17 protein-coding genes are annotated in these 18611 nt (G+C 69.9%); 15 read left to right on the top strand and 2 right to left on the bottom strand.

Translation table 11 applies throughout. The annotated features are described in order from the left end of the window. Positions 1 to 118 precede the first annotated feature (118 nt). From pdxS to RPQ07_RS30630, 11 genes are all read left to right on the top strand, one after another. Positions 119 to 1042, top strand: coding sequence for a pyridoxal 5'-phosphate synthase lyase subunit PdxS (gene pdxS / locus RPQ07_RS30580; protein ID WP_313947445.1), 924 nt, complete (start codon positions 119 to 121; stop codon positions 1040 to 1042). Next, positions 1042 to 1632: a pyridoxal 5'-phosphate synthase glutaminase subunit PdxT gene (gene pdxT, locus RPQ07_RS30585; RefSeq protein ID WP_313947446.1), complete on the top strand. Its 591-nt coding sequence runs from the start codon at positions 1042 to 1044 to the stop codon at positions 1630 to 1632. The genes pdxS and pdxT overlap by 1 nt, the downstream gene beginning before the upstream one ends. A 63-nt stretch (positions 1633 to 1695) precedes the next feature. Then, a complete protein-coding gene (locus tag RPQ07_RS30590; protein ID WP_313947447.1) occupies positions 1696 to 2448 on the top strand; it encodes a YebC/PmpR family DNA-binding transcriptional regulator in 753 nt (250 codons plus the stop codon). 134 nt (positions 2449 to 2582) lie between these two features. Beyond that, on the top strand, positions 2583 to 3113 hold the full coding sequence (gene ruvC / locus RPQ07_RS30595) for a crossover junction endodeoxyribonuclease RuvC (protein WP_313947448.1): 531 nt from the start codon (positions 2583 to 2585) through the stop codon (positions 3111 to 3113). After that, positions 3110 to 3727 carry a Holliday junction branch migration protein RuvA gene (gene ruvA / locus RPQ07_RS30600; protein ID WP_313947449.1) on the top strand — a complete coding sequence of 206 codons (618 nt, stop codon included), beginning with the start codon at positions 3110 to 3112 and terminating at the stop codon, positions 3725 to 3727. The genes ruvC and ruvA overlap by 4 nt, the downstream gene beginning before the upstream one ends. Positions 3728 to 3857: 130 nt before the next feature. Then, positions 3858 to 4949: a Holliday junction branch migration DNA helicase RuvB gene (gene ruvB / locus RPQ07_RS30605; RefSeq protein ID WP_313947450.1), complete on the top strand. Its 1092-nt coding sequence runs from the start codon at positions 3858 to 3860 to the stop codon at positions 4947 to 4949. A 165-nt stretch (positions 4950 to 5114) separates the two neighbouring features. Further along, a complete protein-coding gene (gene yajC, locus RPQ07_RS30610) occupies positions 5115 to 5594 on the top strand; it encodes a preprotein translocase subunit YajC (protein ID WP_313947451.1) in 480 nt (159 codons plus the stop codon). Between the two features lie 147 nt (positions 5595 to 5741). Further along, positions 5742 to 7463: a protein translocase subunit SecD gene (gene secD / locus RPQ07_RS30615; RefSeq protein WP_313947452.1), complete on the top strand. Its 1722-nt coding sequence runs from the start codon at positions 5742 to 5744 to the stop codon at positions 7461 to 7463. Between the two features lies 1 nt (position 7464). After that, positions 7465 to 8571: a protein translocase subunit SecF gene (secF, locus tag RPQ07_RS30620; protein ID WP_313947453.1), complete on the top strand. Its 1107-nt coding sequence runs from the start codon at positions 7465 to 7467 to the stop codon at positions 8569 to 8571. Continuing rightward, positions 8568 to 9110 carry an adenine phosphoribosyltransferase gene (locus tag RPQ07_RS30625; protein WP_313947454.1) on the top strand — a complete coding sequence of 181 codons (543 nt, stop codon included), beginning with the start codon at positions 8568 to 8570 and terminating at the stop codon, positions 9108 to 9110. Before secF ends, RPQ07_RS30625 begins: the two co-directional genes overlap by 4 nt. Positions 9111 to 9255: 145 nt before the next feature. Next, positions 9256 to 11850: a bifunctional (p)ppGpp synthetase/guanosine-3',5'-bis(diphosphate) 3'-pyrophosphohydrolase gene (locus RPQ07_RS30630; RefSeq protein WP_313947455.1), complete on the top strand. Its 2595-nt coding sequence runs from the start codon at positions 9256 to 9258 to the stop codon at positions 11848 to 11850. 85 nt (positions 11851 to 11935) lie between these two features. Here the strand turns inward: RPQ07_RS30630 and RPQ07_RS30635 are convergent, their stop codons facing one another. Further along, positions 11936 to 13165: a DUF349 domain-containing protein gene (locus RPQ07_RS30635; protein ID WP_313947456.1), complete on the bottom strand. Its 1230-nt coding sequence runs from the start codon at positions 13163 to 13165 to the stop codon at positions 11936 to 11938. A 173-nt stretch (positions 13166 to 13338) separates the two neighbouring features. Beyond that, entirely contained in the window at positions 13339 to 14139 is an 801-nt protein-coding gene (locus RPQ07_RS30640; protein ID WP_313947457.1) for a peptidylprolyl isomerase, read from the bottom strand. Positions 14140 to 14295: 156 nt separating this feature from the next. On the opposite strand from RPQ07_RS30640, the gene RPQ07_RS30645 reads away from it, so the two are divergent. From RPQ07_RS30645 to RPQ07_RS30660, 4 genes are all read left to right on the top strand, one after another. After that, positions 14296 to 15003, top strand: a complete 708-nt coding sequence (locus tag RPQ07_RS30645) for an MBL fold metallo-hydrolase (protein ID WP_313947458.1) — start codon at positions 14296 to 14298, stop codon at positions 15001 to 15003. A 13-nt stretch (positions 15004 to 15016) separates the two neighbouring features. Then, a complete protein-coding gene (hisS, locus tag RPQ07_RS30650; RefSeq protein WP_313947459.1) occupies positions 15017 to 16282 on the top strand; it encodes a histidine--tRNA ligase in 1266 nt (421 codons plus the stop codon). A 268-nt stretch (positions 16283 to 16550) separates the two neighbouring features. Further along, positions 16551 to 17186 (top strand): vitamin K epoxide reductase family protein, encoded by a 636-nt coding sequence (locus tag RPQ07_RS30655; protein ID WP_313947460.1) that lies wholly within the window; start codon positions 16551 to 16553, stop codon positions 17184 to 17186. A gap of 54 nt (positions 17187 to 17240) precedes the next feature. Further along, a complete protein-coding gene (locus RPQ07_RS30660) occupies positions 17241 to 18602 on the top strand; it encodes a replication-associated recombination protein A (protein WP_313947461.1) in 1362 nt (453 codons plus the stop codon). Positions 18603 to 18611: the final 9 nt, after the last annotated feature.

Raw genomic sequence — 18611 nt, forward strand, 5'->3', positions numbered from 1 at the left:
CCCTTCACTCCAGCGGTGAAAACGATCCACCGGCTGTTCATTGGCCCTTGCAGTGGCCTGGTCGGTGAAGGTTCCATCGGTTACGCATCGACTGTCGTCACCGAGTGAGGTCCCTTCCGTGTCCAGTACGCTCCCCAGCACCCCGCAGTCCACCGACTCCCCGGCCACCGGCACCGCCCGCGTCAAGCGCGGCATGGCCGAGCAGCTCAAGGGCGGCGTGATCATGGACGTGGTCAACGCCGAGCAGGCGAAGATCGCCGAGGACGCGGGAGCCGTGGCCGTCATGGCCCTGGAGCGCGTTCCGGCCGACATCCGCAAGGACGGCGGCGTGGCCCGGATGTCCGACCCGAACATGATCGAAGAGATCATCGAGGCCGTGTCCATCCCCGTCATGGCCAAGTCGCGGATCGGCCACTTCGTCGAGGCCCAGGTGCTCCAGTCCCTCGGCGTCGACTACATCGACGAGTCCGAGGTGCTGACCCCGGCCGACGAGGTCAACCACTCCGACAAGTGGGCCTTCACCACCCCCTTCGTGTGCGGTGCCACCAACCTGGGTGAGGCACTGCGCCGTATCGCCGAGGGCGCGGCCATGATCCGCTCGAAGGGCGAGGCCGGCACCGGCAACGTCGTCGAGGCCGTCCGCCACCTGCGCCAGATCAAGAACGAGATCGCCCGGCTGCGCGGCTTCGACAACAACGAGCTCTACGCCGCCGCCAAGGACCTCCGCGCCCCCTACGAGCTGGTCAAGGAGGTCTCCGAGCTGGGCAAGCTGCCGGTGGTCCTCTTCTCGGCCGGCGGTGTGGCCACCCCCGCCGACGCCGCGCTCATGCGCCAGCTCGGCGCCGAGGGCGTGTTCGTGGGCTCGGGCATCTTCAAGTCCGGCGACCCGGCCAAGCGCGCCGCCGCCATCGTGAAGGCCACCACCTTCTACGACGACCCGAAGATCATCGCGGACTCCTCCCGCGACCTGGGCGAGGCCATGGTCGGCATCAACTGCGACACCCTCCCCGAGGCCGAGCGCTACGCCAACCGAGGCTGGTGATGACTTCGCCGGTCATCGGAGTCCTGGCCCTCCAGGGCGACGTACGGGAGCACCTGATCGCCCTGGCCTCGGCGGATGCCGTGGCCAGGCAGGTGCGGCGTCCCGAGGAACTCGCCGAGGTCGACGGCCTCGTCATCCCCGGCGGCGAGTCCACCACCATGTCCAAACTCGCGGCGCTCTTCGGCATGACTGAGCCGCTGCGCGAGCGGGTGCGCTCCGGCATGCCCGTGTACGGCACCTGCGCCGGGCTGATCATGCTCGCCGACAAGATCCTCGACCCGCGCTCGGGCCAGGAGACGCTCGGCGGCATCGACATGATCGTCCGCCGCAATGCCTTCGGCCGCCAGAACGAGTCGTTCGAGGCGTCCGTGGATCTGCGGGGAGTGGCGGACGGACCGGTCGAGGGCGTCTTCATCCGGGCTCCGTGGGTGGAGTCGGTGGGCGCCGAGGTCGAGGTGCTGGCGGAGTACGACGGCCACATCGTCGCCGTGCGCCAGGGCAACGCGCTGGCGACGTCCTTCCACCCCGAACTCACCGGAGACCACCGGGTGCACGGCCTGTTTGTGGACATGGTGCGCGCTGCCTGGTGACGCCGTCCCGGTAGGATCTCTGCCGAACGCAGCAGCAATGGGTTACGCGAAGGAGACAGGCAGATGTCCGGCCACTCTAAATGGGCTACGACGAAGCACAAGAAGGCCGTGATCGATGCCAAGCGCGGCAAGCTCTTCGCGAAGCTGATCAAGAACATCGAGGTTGCGGCCCGTACGGGCGGTGCCGACGTCGACGGCAACCCCACCCTCTTCGACGCCATCCAGAAGGCCAAGAAGAGCTCGGTCCCGAACAAGAACATCGACTCCGCGGTCAAGCGCGGCGCGGGCCTGGAGGCCGGCGGCGCCGACTACGAGACGATCATGTACGAGGGCTACGGGCCGAACGGCGTCGCGGTGCTCATCGAGTGCCTCACCGACAACCGCAACCGCGCGGCCTCCGACGTCCGTGTCGCCATGACCCGCAACGGCGGCTCGATGGCCGACCCCGGCTCGGTCTCCTACCTCTTCAACCGCAAGGGCGTCGTCATCGTCCCCAAGGGCGAGCTGAGCGAGGACGACGTCCTCGGCGCCGTCCTGGACGCGGGCGCCGAAGAGGTCAACGACCTCGGTGAGTCCTTCGAGGTCCTCAGCGAGGCCACCGACCTGGTCGCGGTGCGCACCGCGCTCCAGGAGGCCGGAATCGACTACGACTCGGCCGAGGCCAACTTCGTCCCGACCATGCAGGTCGAGCTGGAGGAAGAGGGCGCTCGCAAGATCTTCAAGCTGATCGACGCGCTGGAGGACAGCGACGACGTGCAGAACGTCTTCGCCAACTTCGACGTCTCGGACGAGGTCATGGAGAAGGTCGACGCCTGATCCGCTTCGTACGGCGGGCCGACGGGACACACCCGTCGGCCCGTCGGCGTTCCGGCGCGTTGTCGGTGCCGGCGGATAGCCTGCACGAACAGGGGACCTCCCGGCGCCGCCGGGGGAGGACGGAGGAGGACGGCGTGCGTGTGCTGGGGGTGGACCCGGGACTGACCCGGTGCGGTGTGGGGGTCGTCGAGGGAGTGGCGGGCCGTCAGCTGACCATGCTGGGCGTCGGAGTGGTGCGCACCCCCGCGGACGCCGAGCTCGGCCACCGCCTGGTCGCCGTCGAGCAGGGCATCGAGCAGTGGTTGGACGAGTACCGTCCCGAACGGGTCGCCGTGGAGCGGGTGTTCAGCCAGCACAACGTCCGCACCGTCATGGGCACCGCCCAGGCCAGCGCCGTCGCCATGCTCTGCGCGTCCCGCCGGGGTATCCCCGTCGTCCTGCACACTCCCAGCGAGGTGAAGGCCGCCGTCACCGGCAGCGGCCGGGCCGACAAGGCTCAGGTGGGCGCCATGGTCACCCGCCTGCTGCGGCTCGACGCCCCGCCGAAGCCCGCCGACGCGGCGGACGCCCTCGCCCTCGCCATCTGTCACATCTGGCGCGCACCCGCGCAGAACCGCCTGCAGCAGGCTGTCGCCCTGCACGCATCGAAAGGCCGTACCGCATGATCGCCTTTGTCAGCGGCCCGGTGGCCGCCCTCGCTCCCACCACCGCGGTCATCGAGGTCGGCGGCGTCGGCATGGCCCTCCAGTGCACGCCCAACACCCTGTCCGCGCTGCGCATCGGCCAGGACGCCAAGCTCGCCACCTCCCTCGTCGTCCGGGAGGACTCGCTCACGCTGTACGGCTTCGCCGACGACGACGAGCGGCAGGTCTTCGAACTGCTCCAGACGGCGAGCGGCGTCGGCCCACGACTGGCCCAGGCGATGCTGGCCGTGCACACCCCCGATGCCCTGCGGGTGGCGGTGGCGACCGGCGACGAGAAGGCGCTCACCGCCGTCCCCGGCATCGGCAAGAAGGGCGCGCAGAAGCTGCTGCTGGAGCTGAAGGACCGCCTCGGGGAGCCGCTCGGCGCGCACATCGGCAAGCAGGGCATCGGCACGGCCGTCTCCTCCTCCTGGCGCGACCAGCTGCACGGCGCGCTGATCGGACTGGGCTATGCCACCCGCGAGGCCGACGAGGCGGTGGCCGCGGTCGCGCCGCAGGCCGAGGCCTCGGCGGGCGAGCCGGTGGTGGGTCAGCTCCTCAAGGCCGCCCTCCAGTCGCTGAACCGCACGAGATGACCCGTGGGCGCGTCCGCGCGCCTGCCGGCCCCCGCCCCTCCCGTCCGTGCCGCAGGGCACGCCCGGGGACGGACGACCCCGACCACCCCGCGGCGCGAGTGCCGCGACGACCTCGTGAGGCACCTCCGCAGTGAACTGGGACGACATCACCCCGGCCCCCGCCGACGAAGCGCCCTATGCCGCCGACGGGCGGCTCGTCGGCCCCTCCGCCGACGGCGAGGACCAGGCCGTCGAGGCGGCGCTGCGGCCGAAGTCCCTCGACGAGTTCGTGGGCCAGGAGAGGGTGCGCGAGCAGCTCGACCTGGTCCTCAAGGCCGCTCTCGCCCGTGGCGCCACCGCCGACCACGTCCTGCTCTCCGGTGCCCCCGGGCTCGGCAAGACCACCCTGTCCATGATCATCGCCGCTGAGATGAAGGCCCCGATCCGCATCACCTCGGGCCCCGCCATCCAGCACGCCGGCGACCTGGCGGCGATCCTCTCCTCCCTCCAGGAGGGCGAGGTCCTCTTCCTCGACGAGATCCACCGGATGTCCCGGCCCGCCGAGGAAATGCTCTACATGGCCATGGAGGACTTCCGTGTCGACGTCATCGTCGGCAAGGGACCCGGGGCCACCGCCATCCCGCTGGAGCTGCCGCCGTTCACCCTGGTCGGCGCCACCACCAGGGCCGGACTGCTGCCCCCGCCGCTGCGTGACCGGTTCGGTTTCACCGCGCACATGGAGTTCTACGACCCCACCGAGCTGGAACGCGTCATCCACCGCTCCGCCCAGCTCCTCGACCTGGAGATCGAGTCCGACGGCGCCGCCGAGATCGCCGGCCGCTCCCGTGGCACGCCCCGCATCGCCAACCGCCTGCTGCGCCGCGTACGCGACTACGCGCAGGTCAAGGCGGACGGACTGATCACCCGGGACATCGCGGCCGCGGCACTCAAGGTGTACGAGGTGGATGCCCGGGGCCTCGACCGTCTGGACCGGGCGGTCCTCCAGGCGCTGCTCAAGCTGTTCGGCGGCGGCCCGGTGGGCCTGTCGACGCTCGCGGTGGCCGTGGGGGAGGAGCGGGAGACCGTGGAGGAGGTCGCCGAGCCCTTCCTCGTACGGGAGGGACTGCTGGCCCGGACCCCGCGCGGACGGGTCGCGACCCCCGCCGCCTGGGCCCATCTCGGCCTCGTTCCGCCGCAGCAGGCCCCCGGTGCAAGCGGACAACCGGGGCTGTTCGGGACGTGACGGCGCGGATACTCGCCGGGCAGGAACCACGGTGCGATGCTGGGCGTTGTTCCTTTGATGCGGACTCGCTTAGACTCCGCCGATGCCGCCCTTCCAGGTCGGCGTACCCACCCCCGTAGATAAGGCCGCCTCATCGGTGCGGTCGTGTGAAGGAAGTTTCTTCCCGTGAGTCTCGTGACCCTCCTCCCCTTCATCGTGCTCATCGGGGCCATGTTCCTGATGACCCGGTCCGCCAAGAAGAAGCAGCAGGCTGCTGCGCAGATGCGCAACCAGATGCAGCCCGGCACCGGCGTCCGGACGATCGGGGGGATGTACGCCACCGTCAAGGAGCTGCACGACGACGCCGTGCTGCTCGAAGTCGCTCCCGGCGTCCACGCCATGTATGCGAAGAACGCCATCGGCGCGGTCCTCGACGACGACGAGTACAACCGCATCGTGCACGGCGACGACGCTGCTCGGATCGACGACCCGATCGTGCCGGACGACGCGTCCTCGCTGACCGGCACGACCGAGTCCGATGACGCCAAGATCGACCTCGGCAAGAAGCCCGAGGCGGACGCGGCGGACGAGGCCGGCGCCAAGGATGCCGACGCCGACGCCACTGACACGGAGCCCAAGGACGGCAAGGCCGACGGCGAGAAGTAGTCATGATCGGGGATCGCGGAGGCACCGACCGGTGCCCTGCGGTCCCCGGGTCGTGTTGACTTCTGCGGGGGCAGGTCCCCACAACACTTCGTGGCCGACCCGGCGCACACCCGGCGCGGGGGCGGTTGGACAGGGAGAAACGAGAAGGTGGCAGCACCGAACAGGGGCCGAAGGCCCGCGGGGGCTCAGGGGAAGCCGGGGCGCGTCCTCGCTCTGATCCTGATCGCCATGGTCGCGCTGACCGGTGGGATGTTCTGGTCCGGGCACACCACGCCTCGCCTGGGCATCGACCTGGCCGGCGGTACGACGATCACGCTGGCCGCGAAGGCGGAGCCCGGCAAGGAAAGCGCGATCAACGAGACCAACATGAACACCGCGGTCGAGATCATCGAACGCCGTGTCAATGGTCTCGGTGTCTCGGAGGCCGAGGTTCAGACCCAGGGCCGCGAGAACATCATCGTCAACATCCCGAAGGGGACGAACTCCGAGCAGGCCCGTAAGCAGGTCGGTACCACCGCCCAGCTCTACTTCCGGCCCGTTCTGACCGTCGCCGCGGGTGGGCCGACCGCCCCGCAGCCCAAGCCCAGTCCGAGCGCCTCCGCGCCGGACAAGGCCACGGACAAGGGCGGCGCCGACAAGGCGACCTCCCCGTCGCCCAGCGCCACCACGCAGGGCCGCGCCGTCACCGACGGGCTGAAGGCCCCGTCGCCGAAGCCCAGCGGCTCCGCCGCCGAGAAGCCGGCCGCGACGCCGCCCCCGCCCGGCACCGCCGCGCTGGAGAAGAAGTTCACCGACCTCAACTGCCTCGACCAGACCGAGCGCGGCAACGTGGGCGAGGGCGTCAAGCCCGAGGAGCCCACGGTCGCCTGTGGCAAGAACAGCGCCGGGCAGTGGGAGAAGTACGTTCTCGGACCCGCCGCGGTGAGCGGTAAGGACGTCGACGACGCCAAGGGCCAGCTGGACCAGCAGCGCGGCATGTGGATCGTCACGATGGACTTCACCAGCGCCGGCTCGAAGAAGTTCCAGGCGATCACCAGCAAGCTCTCGCAGCAGCAGTCGCCGCAGAACCAGTTCGCGATCGTCCTCGACGGCGAGGTCGTCTCGGCCCCGCAGGTCAACCAGACGCTCAGCGCCAACGCCGAGATCTCCGGAAGCTTCGACCAGCAGTCGGCGCAGGACCTCGGCAACATCCTGTCCTACGGTGCGCTGCCCCTCAGCTTCGAGGAGCAGAGCGTCACCACCGTCAGCGCGGCGCTCGGCGGCGAGCAGCTCCAGGCCGGCCTCATCGCCGGTGCCATCGGCCTCGCGCTGGTCATCATCTACCTGGTGGTCTACTACCGCGGTCTGTCCCTGGTGGCGATCCTCAGCCTCCTGGTCTCGGCAGCCCTCACCTACTCGCTGATGGCCCTGCTCGGCCCGGCCATCGGGTTCGCCCTGAACCTGCCCGCGGTGTGTGGTGCGATCGTTGCCATCGGTATCACCGCCGACTCGTTCATCGTGTACTTCGAACGCATAAGGGACGAGATCCGCGAGGGCCGTACGCTGCGGCCCGCCGTGGAGCGTGCCTGGCCGCGTGCCCGGCGCACCATCCTGGTCTCCGACTTCGTGTCGTTCCTCGCCGCCGCGGTGCTCTTCGTGGTCACCGTCGGCAAGGTCCAGGGCTTCGCGTTCACCCTCGGTCTGACCACCCTGCTCGACGTGGTCGTGGTGTTCTTCTTCACCAAGCCGGTCATGACGCTCCTCGCCCGCACGAAGTTCTTCTCCTCCGGCGGCTCCTGGTCCGGGCTCGACCCGAAGCGCCTCGGTGCCAAGCCCCCGCTGCGCCGCACGCGTCGCACCTCCGCCCCCACCGACCCGAAGGAGGCGTGAGATGTCGCGTCTCGGCAACATCGGCGCCAGGCTCTACCGCGGCGAGGTCGGTTACGACTTCGTCGGCAAGCGGAAGATCTGGTACGGCCTCTCGATCCTGATCACCATCACGGCCATCGTCGGCCTGGCGGTACAGGGTCTGAACATGGGCATCGAGTTCAAGGGCGGTGCCGTCTTCAACACCGCGAAGACGAATGTGTCCGTCGCGCAGGCCGAGGAGTTCGCGGAAACGGCCTCCGGCCATGACGCCATCGTCCAGCAGCTCGGCAACGACACTCTGCGTATCCAGGTCAGCGACCTGGACACCAAGCAGGCCGACGCGGTGGCCACGAAGCTCGCCGCCGATCTGGACATGAACAAGAACCAGATCGACCAGGAGCTCGTCGGCCCGAGCTGGGGCAAGCAGATCGCCAACAAGGCCTGGACCGGCCTCGGGGTCTTCATGATCCTCGTGGTGATCTATCTGGCGATCGCCTTCGAGTGGCGCATGGCCATCGCCGCCCTCATCGCGCTGATCCACGACATCACGATCACGGTGGGCATCTACGCCCTGGTCGGATTCGAGGTCACCCCGGGCACCGTGATCGGTCTGCTGACCATCCTCGGTTACTCGCTGTACGACACCGTGGTCGTCTTCGACAGCCTCAAGGAAGGCACGAAGGACATCACCAAGCAGACCCGGTGGACCTACAGCGAGATCGCCAACCGTTCGATCAACGGCACCCTGGTGCGGTCGATCAACACCACGGTCGTCGCGCTGCTGCCGGTCGCCGGTCTGCTCTTCATCGGCGGCGGCTTCCTCGGCGCCGGCATGCTCAACGACATCTCGCTCTCGCTCTTCGTCGGCCTCGCCGCCGGTGCGTACTCCTCGATCTTCATCGCCACGCCGCTCGTCGCCGACCTCAAGGAGCGCGAGCCGCAGATGAAGGCCCTGAAGAAGCGGGTCCTCGCCAAGCGCGCGGCCGCCGCGGCCAAGGGCGAGTCCCCGGACCAGGCCGAGGAGCCCCACGGGCCGTCGGACGAGGTGCCGGGCGACGCCGCGACGGCGGGCGCCGTCGTCGGACCTCGGGGTCGTGGCCGCGGCCGCCCCTCGGGCAGGCGTCGATGACCGACGGCGTGCAGGAGCTGCTGCTGAGCCGTATCCGCGACGTACCCGACTACCCGAAGCCGGGCGTGGTGTTCAAGGACATCACGCCCCTGCTGGCGGACCCGAAGGCCTTCACGGCCCTCACCGACGTGCTCGCCGAAGGGTGCGCGCGGCACGGGGCCACCAAGGTCGTCGGACTCGAGGCGCGGGGGTTCATCCTCGGCGCCCCGGTCGCGGTCCGCGCGGGGCTGGGCTTCATCCCCGTACGCAAGGCGGGCAAGCTCCCCGGAGCGACGCTCTCCCAGGCGTACGAGCTGGAGTACGGCAGCGCCGAGATCGAGGTGCACGCCGAGGACCTGCAGACGGGCGACCGTGTGATGGTCATCGACGATGTGCTCGCCACCGGCGGCACCGCGGGGGCGGCGGTCGAACTGATCCGTCGCAGCGGGGCCGAGGTCGCGGGCATCGCGGTCCTGATGGAACTGGGTTTCCTCGGCGGCAGGGCCCGCCTGGAGCCCACGCTGCGGGGAGCTCCACTGGAGTCCCTGATCACCATCTGAAGTCGTACGGCCGTCCGTGGGCGTCCCGGGATCTCCCGGGGCGCCCACCGGTCTGTCACGGCCTCGTGAGCACCGGGACAGCGAGGTCGATACCATGGCTTCTCCGGACCTGACCGGGGGACCCGGAACCGCACGAGGAGCGCTCTTGCCAGACGAGGCCCAGCCCGCCGCCGCGCAGCCCGACCAGAAGGCCGACCAGGCCGCGGCAGCCCCTGTCACGCCCGAGACCCAGCCGGCCGACAAGAAGGCGAAGCCTGCTGCGCCCGAGGGGAGCGGGACGGGTGTCGCTCCGGTCGACGTCCGCCGGCCTGCGCCGGCCAAGGGCGCCGCCACCGGTGAGACCCCGGCGAGTGCGAACGGCGCGGCCCCCGCGCCCGCCCCCAAGCCCCCGGCTCCCACCCCGGCCCCGGCCCCGAGGCCCACACCCGCCGCCGTGCCGCGCAGCGCCGGCTCCTCGAACCGGGTACGCGCGCGTCTCGCCCGGCTCGGTGTGCAGCGCTCGTCGCCGTACAACCCCGTTCTGGAGCCGCTGCTGCGGATCGTGCGCAGCAACGACCCCAAGATCGAGACCGCCACGCTGCGCCAGATCGAGCGCGCCTACCAGGTCGCCGAGCGCTGGCACCGGGGCCAGAAGCGCAAGAGCGGCGACCCGTACATCACGCATCCGCTCGCCGTGACCACCATCCTCGCCGAGCTCGGCATGGACCCGGCGACCCTGATGGCCGGGCTGCTGCACGACACCGTCGAGGACACCGAGTACGGCCTGGACACCCTGCGCCGGGACTTCGGCGACCAGGTCGCCCTCCTCGTCGACGGCGTCACCAAGCTGGACAAGGTCAAGTTCGGCGAGGCCGCGCAGGCGGAGACCGTGCGCAAGATGGTCGTCGCCATGGCCAAGGACCCGCGCGTCCTGGTCATCAAGCTGGCCGACCGGCTGCACAACATGCGCACGATGCGCTATCTCAAGCGGGAGAAGCAGGAGAAGAAGGCCCGCGAGACCCTCGAGATCTATGCGCCCCTGGCCCACCGGCTGGGCATGAACACCATCAAGTGGGAGCTGGAGGACCTCGCCTTCGCGATCCTCTACCCCAAGATGTACGACGAGATCGTGCGGCTGGTGGCCGAGCGCGCCCCCAAGCGCGACGAGTACCTCGCCATAGTGACCGACGAGGTCCAGTCCGACCTGCGCGCCGCCCGCATCAAGGCCACCGTCACCGGCCGGCCCAAGCACTACTACAGCGTCTACCAGAAGATGATCGTCCGCGGCCGGGACTTCGCGGAGATCTACGACCTGGTCGGCATCCGCGTCCTCGTCGACACCGTCCGCGACTGCTATGCGGCGCTCGGCACCGTCCATGCGCGATGGAACCCGGTCCCCGGCCGGTTCAAGGACTACATCGCGATGCCGAAGTTCAACATGTACCAGTCGCTGCACACCACGGTGATCGGTCCCAACGGCAAGCCCGTCGAGCTCCAGATCCGTACGTTCGACATGCACCGCCGTGCCGAGTACGGCATCGCCGCGCACTGGAAGTACAAGCAGGAGCCGTCCGCCGGGGCCTCCAAGGTGCGCACCGACGTGCCGAAGAAGGCCGGCAAGGACGACGCCGTCAACGACATGGCGTGGCTGCGCCAGCTGCTGGACTGGCAGAAGGAGACCGAGGACCCCTCGGAGTTCCTGGAGTCGCTGCGCTTCGACCTCTCGCGCAACGAGGTCTTCGTCTTCACGCCGAAGGGCGACGTCATAGCGCTGCCGGCCGGCGCCACACCCGTCGACTTCGCCTACGCCGTGCACACGGAAGTGGGCCACCGCACCATAGGCGCGCGGGTCAACGGGCGGCTCGTACCGCTCGAATCCACTCTGGACAACGGCGATCTGGTCGAGGTCTTCACCTCCAAGGCCGAAGGCGCGGGCCCCTCGCGCGACTGGCTCGGCTTCGTCAAGTCACCGCGGGCCCGCAACAAGATCCGCGCGTGGTTCTCCAAGGAGCGTCGCGACGAGGCCATCGAGCACGGCAAGGACGCCATCGCGCGGGCCATGCGCAAGCAGAACCTGCCGATCCAGCGCATCCTCACCGGCGACTCGCTCGTCACGCTCGCGCACGAGATGCGCTACCCCGACATCTCGTCGCTGTACGCGGCGATCGGCGAGGGCCATGTCGCCGCGCAGGGCGTCGTGCAGAAGCTGGTGCAGGCCCTCGGCGGCGAGGAGGCCGCGAACGAGGACCTCGCCGAGAGCACCCCGCCCTCGCACGGCCGCTCCAAGCGCCGCTCCAGCGCCGACCCCGGCGTGGTCGTCAAGGGCGTCGAGGACGTGTGGGTCAAGCTCGCCCGGTGCTGTACGCCCGTGCCGGGCGACCCGATCATCGGCTTCGTCACCCGCGGCAGCGGCGTATCGGTTCACCGCGCGGACTGCGTCAACGTCGACTCGCTGTCCCAGGAGCCGGAGCGCATCCTCGAGGTCGAGTGGGCGCCCACCCAGTCCTCGGTCTTCCTGGTCGCCATCCAGGTCGAGGCGCTGGACCGGTCCCGGCTGCTGTCGGACGTCACCCGGGTGCTGTCCGACCAGCACGTCAACATCCTCTCCGCCGCCGTCCAGACCTCCCGTGACCGGGTGGCCACCTCACGCTTCACCTTCGAGATGGGCGACCCGAAGCACCTCGGGCACGTGCTGAAGGCGGTCCGCGGGGTGGAGGGCGTCTACGACGTGTACCGGGTGACGTCGGCCCGCCGCCCCTGACCGGATCCCCTGCCCGCAGGGGACAGGACACACGAAAGGGCCTCCCGTACACCGCGTACGGGAGGCCCTTTCGATGTGGCAGCTGTCAGCCGCCGAACTCCTCCAGGCCCTTCAGCGCCTGGTCCAGCAGCGCCTGCCGGCCCTCGAGCTCCTTCGCCAGCTTGTCCGCCTTGGCGTTGTTGCCCGCGGCGCGCGCCGTGTCGATCTGGCCGCGCAGCTTGTCCACGGCCGCCTGGAGCTGTCCGGTCAGACCCGCGGCACGCGCACGCGCCTCCGGGTTGGTCCGGCGCCACTCGGTCTCCTCGGACTCCTGCAGGGCCCGCTCGACGGCGTGCATCCGGCCCTCGACCTTGGGACGGGCGTCCCGCGGTACATGGCCGACGGCCTCCCAGCGCTCGTTGATGGAGCGGAAGGTGGCACGCGCCGCCTTCAGGTCCGTCACCGGGACGAGCTTCTCCGCCTCGGCGGCGAGCTCCTCCTTGAGCTTGAGGTTCTCCGCCTGCTCGGCGTCCCGCTCGGCGAAGACCCCGCTGCGGGCCGCGAAGAAGACGTCCTGGGCGCCGCGGAAGCGGTTCCACAGGTCGTCCTCGGCCTCGCGCTGGGCACGGCCCGCGGCCTTCCACTCCGCCATCAGCTCGCGGTAGCGGGCGGCCGTGACGCCCCAGTCCGTGGAGCCGGACAGCGACTCGGCCTCGGCGACCAGCCTCTCCTTGGTCTTGCGGGCCTCCTCGCGCTGCGCGTCCAGCGAGGCGAAGTGCGCCTTGCGGCGCTTGGAGAACGCCGACCGGGCGTGCGAGAAGCGGTGCCACAGCTCGTCGTCGGACTTCCGGTCGAGCCGCGGCAGGCCCTTCCAGGTGTCCACCAGCGCGCGCAGCCGCTCACCGGCCGCCCGCCACTGCTCGCTCTGCGCCAGCTCCTCGGCCTCGTTGACCAGGGCTTCCTTGGCGTGCCGTGCCTCGTCGCTCTGCTTGGCGCGCTGGACCTTGCGCTCCTCGCGGCGCTTCTCGACCGACTCCACCAGCGCGTCGAGACGCTTGGCCAGCGCCTCGAGATCGCCGACGGCGTGATGCTCGTCCACCTGCTGGCGCAGATGGTCGATGGCCTGCTGGGCATCCTTGGCCGAGAGATCGGTGGTCTTCACCCGACGCTCGAGGAGGCCGATCTCGACCACCAAGCCCTCGTACTTGCGCTCGAAATAGGCCAGAGCCTCTTCGGGAGTCCCGGCCTGCCACGATCCGACGACCTTCTCGCCGTCGGCTGTACGCACGTACACGGTGCCCGTCTCGTCGACACGGCCCCACGGGTCGCTGCTCACAGCGCCTCCTCCACCTGATGCCCGCGAGGGGGTTCGCCCCCCGGGCATCGTCCACAGTTTCCAGGGCGGGCATCGCCCGCCTTCCGCAGCGCGAAGCCGGCCGCGCTGCACAACGCCAATCTAGGCGACCGGCCGCCCGGCTGTCCGCACTCAGCGCGGCTGAAATTCCCCGCTCACGCCTTGGGGACGGCAGCCTTCTCAATGGTGACGGCCGTTTTCGGGGCACCGTCGCCGGCGCCGCCGGTGACTCCGGCCTTGGCCACCTTCTCGACGGCCTTGAGGCCGGCGGCGTCCATCTTTCCGAACGGTGTGTACGTCGGCGGCAGTTTGGTCGCCTTGTAGACGAGGAAGAACTGGCTGCCGCCGGAGTTCGGCTGACCGGTGTTGGCCATCGCCACCGTGCCGGGCGGGTAGGTCACCGAACCGTCGGCGGCCGCCTTGCCGAGCGCGGTCAGGTTCTCGTCGGGGATCGTGTACCCGGGCCCGCCGGTGCCGTCGCCCTTCGGGTCGCCGCACTGGAGCACGAAGATGCCCTGTGTGGTCAGCCGGTGGCACTTCGTGCCGTTGAAGAAGCCCTTGTCCGCGAGCGCCTTGAACGAGTTCACGGTGCGCGGGGTCTTCGCCGCGTCCATCGCGATCTTGATGTCGCCCTGGTTCGTCGTCAGGTCCATCGAGTACTTCGCCGTCTTGTCGATCGACAGGGCGGGTTCGGGGCTCTTGGCCTCGGAGGGAGTGGGGGAGGCGCTGGGCGACGTGGTGCTCTCGTCGCCCGCGGTCTGCCCGTCGGCCTTGGTGTCGCCGTCGGACAGGCCCACCGAGGCGTAGGCGGCCGCGCCCGCGGCGAGCACCACGGCCAGTGTGGCCGCGATGATCGTGTTCCGCTGCTTCCTCTTGCGTGACTGTGCCCGACGCTGCTGCTGGCGCTCGAACTTCTCCCTGGCGAGCTGCCGCCGCCGCTGATCGCTGCTGACCACCGGGTCTTCTCCTTGTAGTCGTACGTCTGATGCCGACCGGCCGAGTGTGCCCGTACCGTATACGGGTTGGCTGTGGGAGGAGCAGCGCCGGTAGGCTCTGATCTGCTGCATTTCGAGGCAGCGAGAACTCTCTCCACGACCACACTGAGGACGATCGTGCTTATTGCCGGGTTCCCCGCCGGGGCCTGGGGGACCAACTGTTACCTGGTCGCCCCCGCCGCCGGCGAGGAGTGCGTGATCATCGATCCGGGCCACCAGGCCGCCGAAGGTGTCGCCGAGGCGGTCGCGAAGCACCGGCTCAAGCCCGTCGCCGTCATCCTCACCCACGGCCACATCGACCATGTCGCCTCGGTCGTCCCGGTGTGCGGCGCGCACGACGTGCCCGCGTGGATCCACCCCTCCGACCGGTACATGATGAGCGACCCGGAGAAGGCGCTCGGCAGGTCGATCGGGATGCCGCTCATGGGCGAGCTGACCGTGGGAGAGCCGGACGACGTCAGGGAACTGACCGACGGCGCGAAGCTGCGCCTCGCCGGACTCGACTTCTCGGTCGCGCACGCGCCCGGCCATACGAAGGGGTCGGTGACCTTCGGCATGCCCGAGGCCGCGGACGTCCCGTCCGTGTTCTTCTCGGGAGACCTGCTGTTCGCCGGCTCCATCGGACGCACGGACCTGCCGGGAGGTGACATGGACGAGATGCTCGCGTCGCTGGCGCGTGTGTGCCTGCCGCTCGACGACTCGACCGTGGTCCTTTCCGGACACGGCCCCCAGACGACCATCGGCCGTGAGCGCGCCACCAATCCCTATCTGCGGGACGTGGCCGGCGGCCTCGGGAGCCAGGCGGCTCCCCGACGAGGAATGTGACGAGAGAAGCTCCGTGAGCACTTTTCAGGCCCCGAAGGGCACGTACGACCTGATCCCGCCCCGGTCCGCGAAGTTCCTGGCGGTCCGCGAGGCGATCTCCGCACCGCTGAAGAATTCCGGCTACGGCTACATCGAGACACCCGGCTTTGAGAACGTCGAGCTGTTCGCGCGCGGCGTCGGTGAATCCACCGACATCGTGAGCAAGGAGATGTACGCCTTCGAGACCAAGGGCGGCACCAAGCTCGCCCTGCGCCCCGAGGGCACCGCCTCCGTGCTGCGCGCGGCCCTGGAGGCCAACCTCCACAAGGCCGGCAACCTCCCCGTCAAGCTCTGGTACTCCGGCTCGTACTACCGCTACGAGCGGCCGCAGGCTGGGCGCTACCGCCACTTCTCGCAGGTCGGTGCCGAGGCGATCGGCGCCGAGGACCCGGCGCTGGACGCCGAGCTGATCATCCTGGCCGATCAGGCGTACCGCACGCTCGGCCTGCGCGAGTTCCGCATCCTGCTCAACTCGCTCGGCGACAAGGAGTGCCGTCCGGTCTACCGCGACGCCCTCCAGGGCTTCCTGCGCGAGCTCGACCTGGACGAGGACACCCGGCGCCGGATCGAGATCAACCCGCTGCGGGTGCTCGACGACAAGCGTTCCGACGTCCAGAAGCAGCTCGTGGGCGCGCCGATGCTGCGCGACTACCTGTGCGACGCGTGCAAGGCGTACCACGAGGAGGTCCGCGAGCTGCTGACGGCGGCCGGTGTGGCCTTCGAGGACGACGAGAAGCTGGTCCGCGGCCTGGACTACTACACGCGCACCACCTTCGAGTTCGTGCACGACGGACTCGGCTCGCAGTCCGCGGTCGGCGGCGGCGGCCGCTACGACGGTCTCTCCGAGATGATCGGGGGCCCGGAACTGCCGTCCGTGGGCTGGGCGCTGGGCGTGGACCGTACGGTCCTGGCCCTGGAGGCGGAGGGCATCGAGCTCGAACTCCCCGCCAGCACCAGCGTGTTCGCCGTCCCGCTGGGCGAGGAGGCACGGCGTGTGCTCTTCGGCGTCGTCACCGAGCTGCGCAGGGAGGGCATCGCCACGGACTTCGCGTTCGGCGGGCGGGGCCTGAAGGGCGCGATGAAGAGCGCGAACCGCTCGGGCGCCCGGTACGCGATCGTCGCGGGAGAGCGCGATCTCGCGGAGGGCGTGGTCCAGATCAAGAACATGGAGTCCGGCGAGCAGAGCGCTGTGGCGCTGGGCCTCGTCGTCGAGGAACTGCGCAGGCGCCTGGCCTCCTAGCCCGGCGTCAACCCGGCGGGAGTTTTCTCCTCCTGCCGTGCGAGGCCGATTCGGACGGGTCGGCGGCGGTTTCCGGTCGTCGTGCCGACGCCGGAGACCGCCACGTCACCTCCCGTTGCCCGAGGCCGGAGCGCCCGGCGGCCCCGCGGAGCACCGGCCCGCGGCGTCGCCGGAGTGCCGGTGCTTATGTCCGGCGAACGGCGGACACCGGCGCAGGTGCGGCAGAATGACCGTGCCCGAGCAGGCTACGAAGCGACGGAACGGCGATATGACGACTGCGGCGGTGGACGACGTGTCCTCAGACGAGCGAGCGGACGGCTCCACGCGCACGATCGGTGCCGGCCGGGCGTTCGCCTGGCTTCTGGTGATCACGGGTGCGGCGGGTCTGCTGGCTTCGTGGGTCATCACGATCGACAAGTTCAAGCTGCTGGAGGACCCGTCGTTCACGCCGGGGTGCAGTCTGAACCCGGTGGTGTCCTGCGGGAACATCATGAAGAGCGAGCAGGCGGCGGCGTTCGGGTTCCCGAATCCGATGCTGGGTCTGGTCACGTACGGCATGGTGATCGCGATCGGCGCGGGGCTGCTGGCGGGTGCGCGGTACCGGCGGTGGTTCTGGCTGGGGCTGAACGCGGGCTGTCTGTTCGGGGTGGGGTTCTGTACGTGGCTGCAGTATCAGTCGCTGTACAACATCAACGCCCTGTGTCTGTGGTGCTCGTTGGCGTGGGCGGCGACGATCGTGATGTTCTGCTACGTCACCGCGCACAACATCAAGCACCGGGTGATCAGGGCTCCCGAGGGGCTGCGCAGCGGTCTGCTGGAGTTCCACTGGATGCCGCCGGTGCTGTGGATCGGGATCATCGGCATGCTGATCCTCACCCGCTGGTGGGACTTCTGGACCAGCTGAGCGGAGCGGGGGAGCCGAGAAGCGTTGTCAGTGCGCTGACATAGGCTTCACAGCGTGGAGCCCGACCTCTTTACCGCAGCTGCCGAAGAACGCCAGGAGAAGGATCCGTCCAGCAGTCCGCTGGCCGTCCGGATGCGTCCGCGCGTTCTCGACGAAGTCGTCGGCCAGCAGCATCTGCTCAAGCCCGGATCGCCGCTGCGCCGCCTCGTCGGCGAGGGCGGCGGAGGTCCCGCGGGACCCGCGTCCGTCATCCTCTGGGGCCCGCCCGGCACCGGGAAGACGACCCTCGCCTATGTCGTCTCCAAGGCGACCAACAAGCGCTTCGTCGAGCTGTCGGCGATCACCGCGGGCGTCAAGGAGGTCCGGGCCGTCATCGACGGAGCCCGCCGCGCGGCCGGCGGCTTCGGCAAGGAGACGGTCCTCTTCCTCGACGAGATCCACCGCTTCTCCAAGGCCCAGCAGGACTCCCTTCTGCCGGCCGTCGAGAACCGCTGGGTGACGCTGATCGCCGCCACCACCGAGAACCCCTACTTCTCGGTGATCTCCCCCCTGCTCTCCCGCTCGCTGCTGCTGACGCTGGAGTCGCTGACCGACGAGGACCTCACGGGACTGCTGCGCCGGGCGCTCACCGAGGAGCGCGGCCTCGGCGGGGCCGTCACCCTGCCCGCCGACTCCGAGGCACATCTGCTCCGTATCGCGGGCGGCGACGCCCGGCGGGCCCTGACCGCTCTGGAGGCCGCCGCGGGCGCCACCCTCGACAAGGGTGAGAAGGAGATCTCGCTCGAGACGGTGGAGGAGACGGTCGACCGGGCGGCGGTGAAGTACGACCGGGACGGCGACCAGCACTACGACGTGGCCAGCGCGCTCATCAAGTCCATCCGCGGCTCCGACGTCGACGCGGCCCTGCACTATCTGGCGCGGATGATCGAGGCGGGGGAGGACCCGCGCTTCATCGCGCGGCGGTTGATGATCTCGGCGAGTGAGGACATCGGCCTGGCGGACCCGGCGGCCCTGCCGACCGCGGTCGCCGCGGCGCAGGCCGTGGCCATGATCGGCTTCCCGGAGGCCGCGCTCACCCTCAGCCATGTCACGATCGCGCTGGCGCTGGCCCCGAAGTCGAACACCGCCACGACGGCGATCGGTGCCGCGCTCGCCGATGTCCGGGCCGGTCTCGCCGGTCCGGTCCCTCCGCATCTGCGGGACGGTCACTACAAGGGCGCGGCCAAGCTCGGCCACGCCCAGGGGTATGTCTATCCGCACGATGTGCCCGGCGGGATCGCGGCCCAGCAGTACGCCCCGGACGCGGTGCACGGCAAGCGGTACTACGAGCCCACGCGTTACGGCGCCGAGGCGCGGTACGCGGACGTCGTGGAGAAGGTGCGTGAGCGGCTGCGCGGTGGCACCGCCGGCGACTGACCGCCTGCT

The organism is Streptomyces sp. AM8-1-1 (assembly GCF_032229325.1).
In the GTDB taxonomy this organism is placed as follows: domain Bacteria; phylum Actinomycetota; class Actinomycetes; order Streptomycetales; family Streptomycetaceae; genus Streptomyces; species Streptomyces achmelvichensis.

Coding starts and splice junctions, on each gene's coding strand:
- pdxT (WP_313947446.1), top strand. CDS start 1,042: ATGACTTCGCCGGTCATCGGAGTCCTGGCCCTCCAGGGCGACGTACGG.
- RPQ07_RS30590 (WP_313947447.1), top strand. CDS start 1,696: ATGTCCGGCCACTCTAAATGGGCTACGACGAAGCACAAGAAGGCCGTG.
- ruvA (WP_313947449.1), top strand. CDS start 3,110: ATGATCGCCTTTGTCAGCGGCCCGGTGGCCGCCCTCGCTCCCACCACC.
- secF (WP_313947453.1), top strand. CDS start 7,465: ATGTCGCGTCTCGGCAACATCGGCGCCAGGCTCTACCGCGGCGAGGTC.
- RPQ07_RS30625 (WP_313947454.1), top strand. CDS start 8,568: ATGACCGACGGCGTGCAGGAGCTGCTGCTGAGCCGTATCCGCGACGTA.
- RPQ07_RS30655 (WP_313947460.1), top strand. CDS start 16,551: ATGACGACTGCGGCGGTGGACGACGTGTCCTCAGACGAGCGAGCGGAC.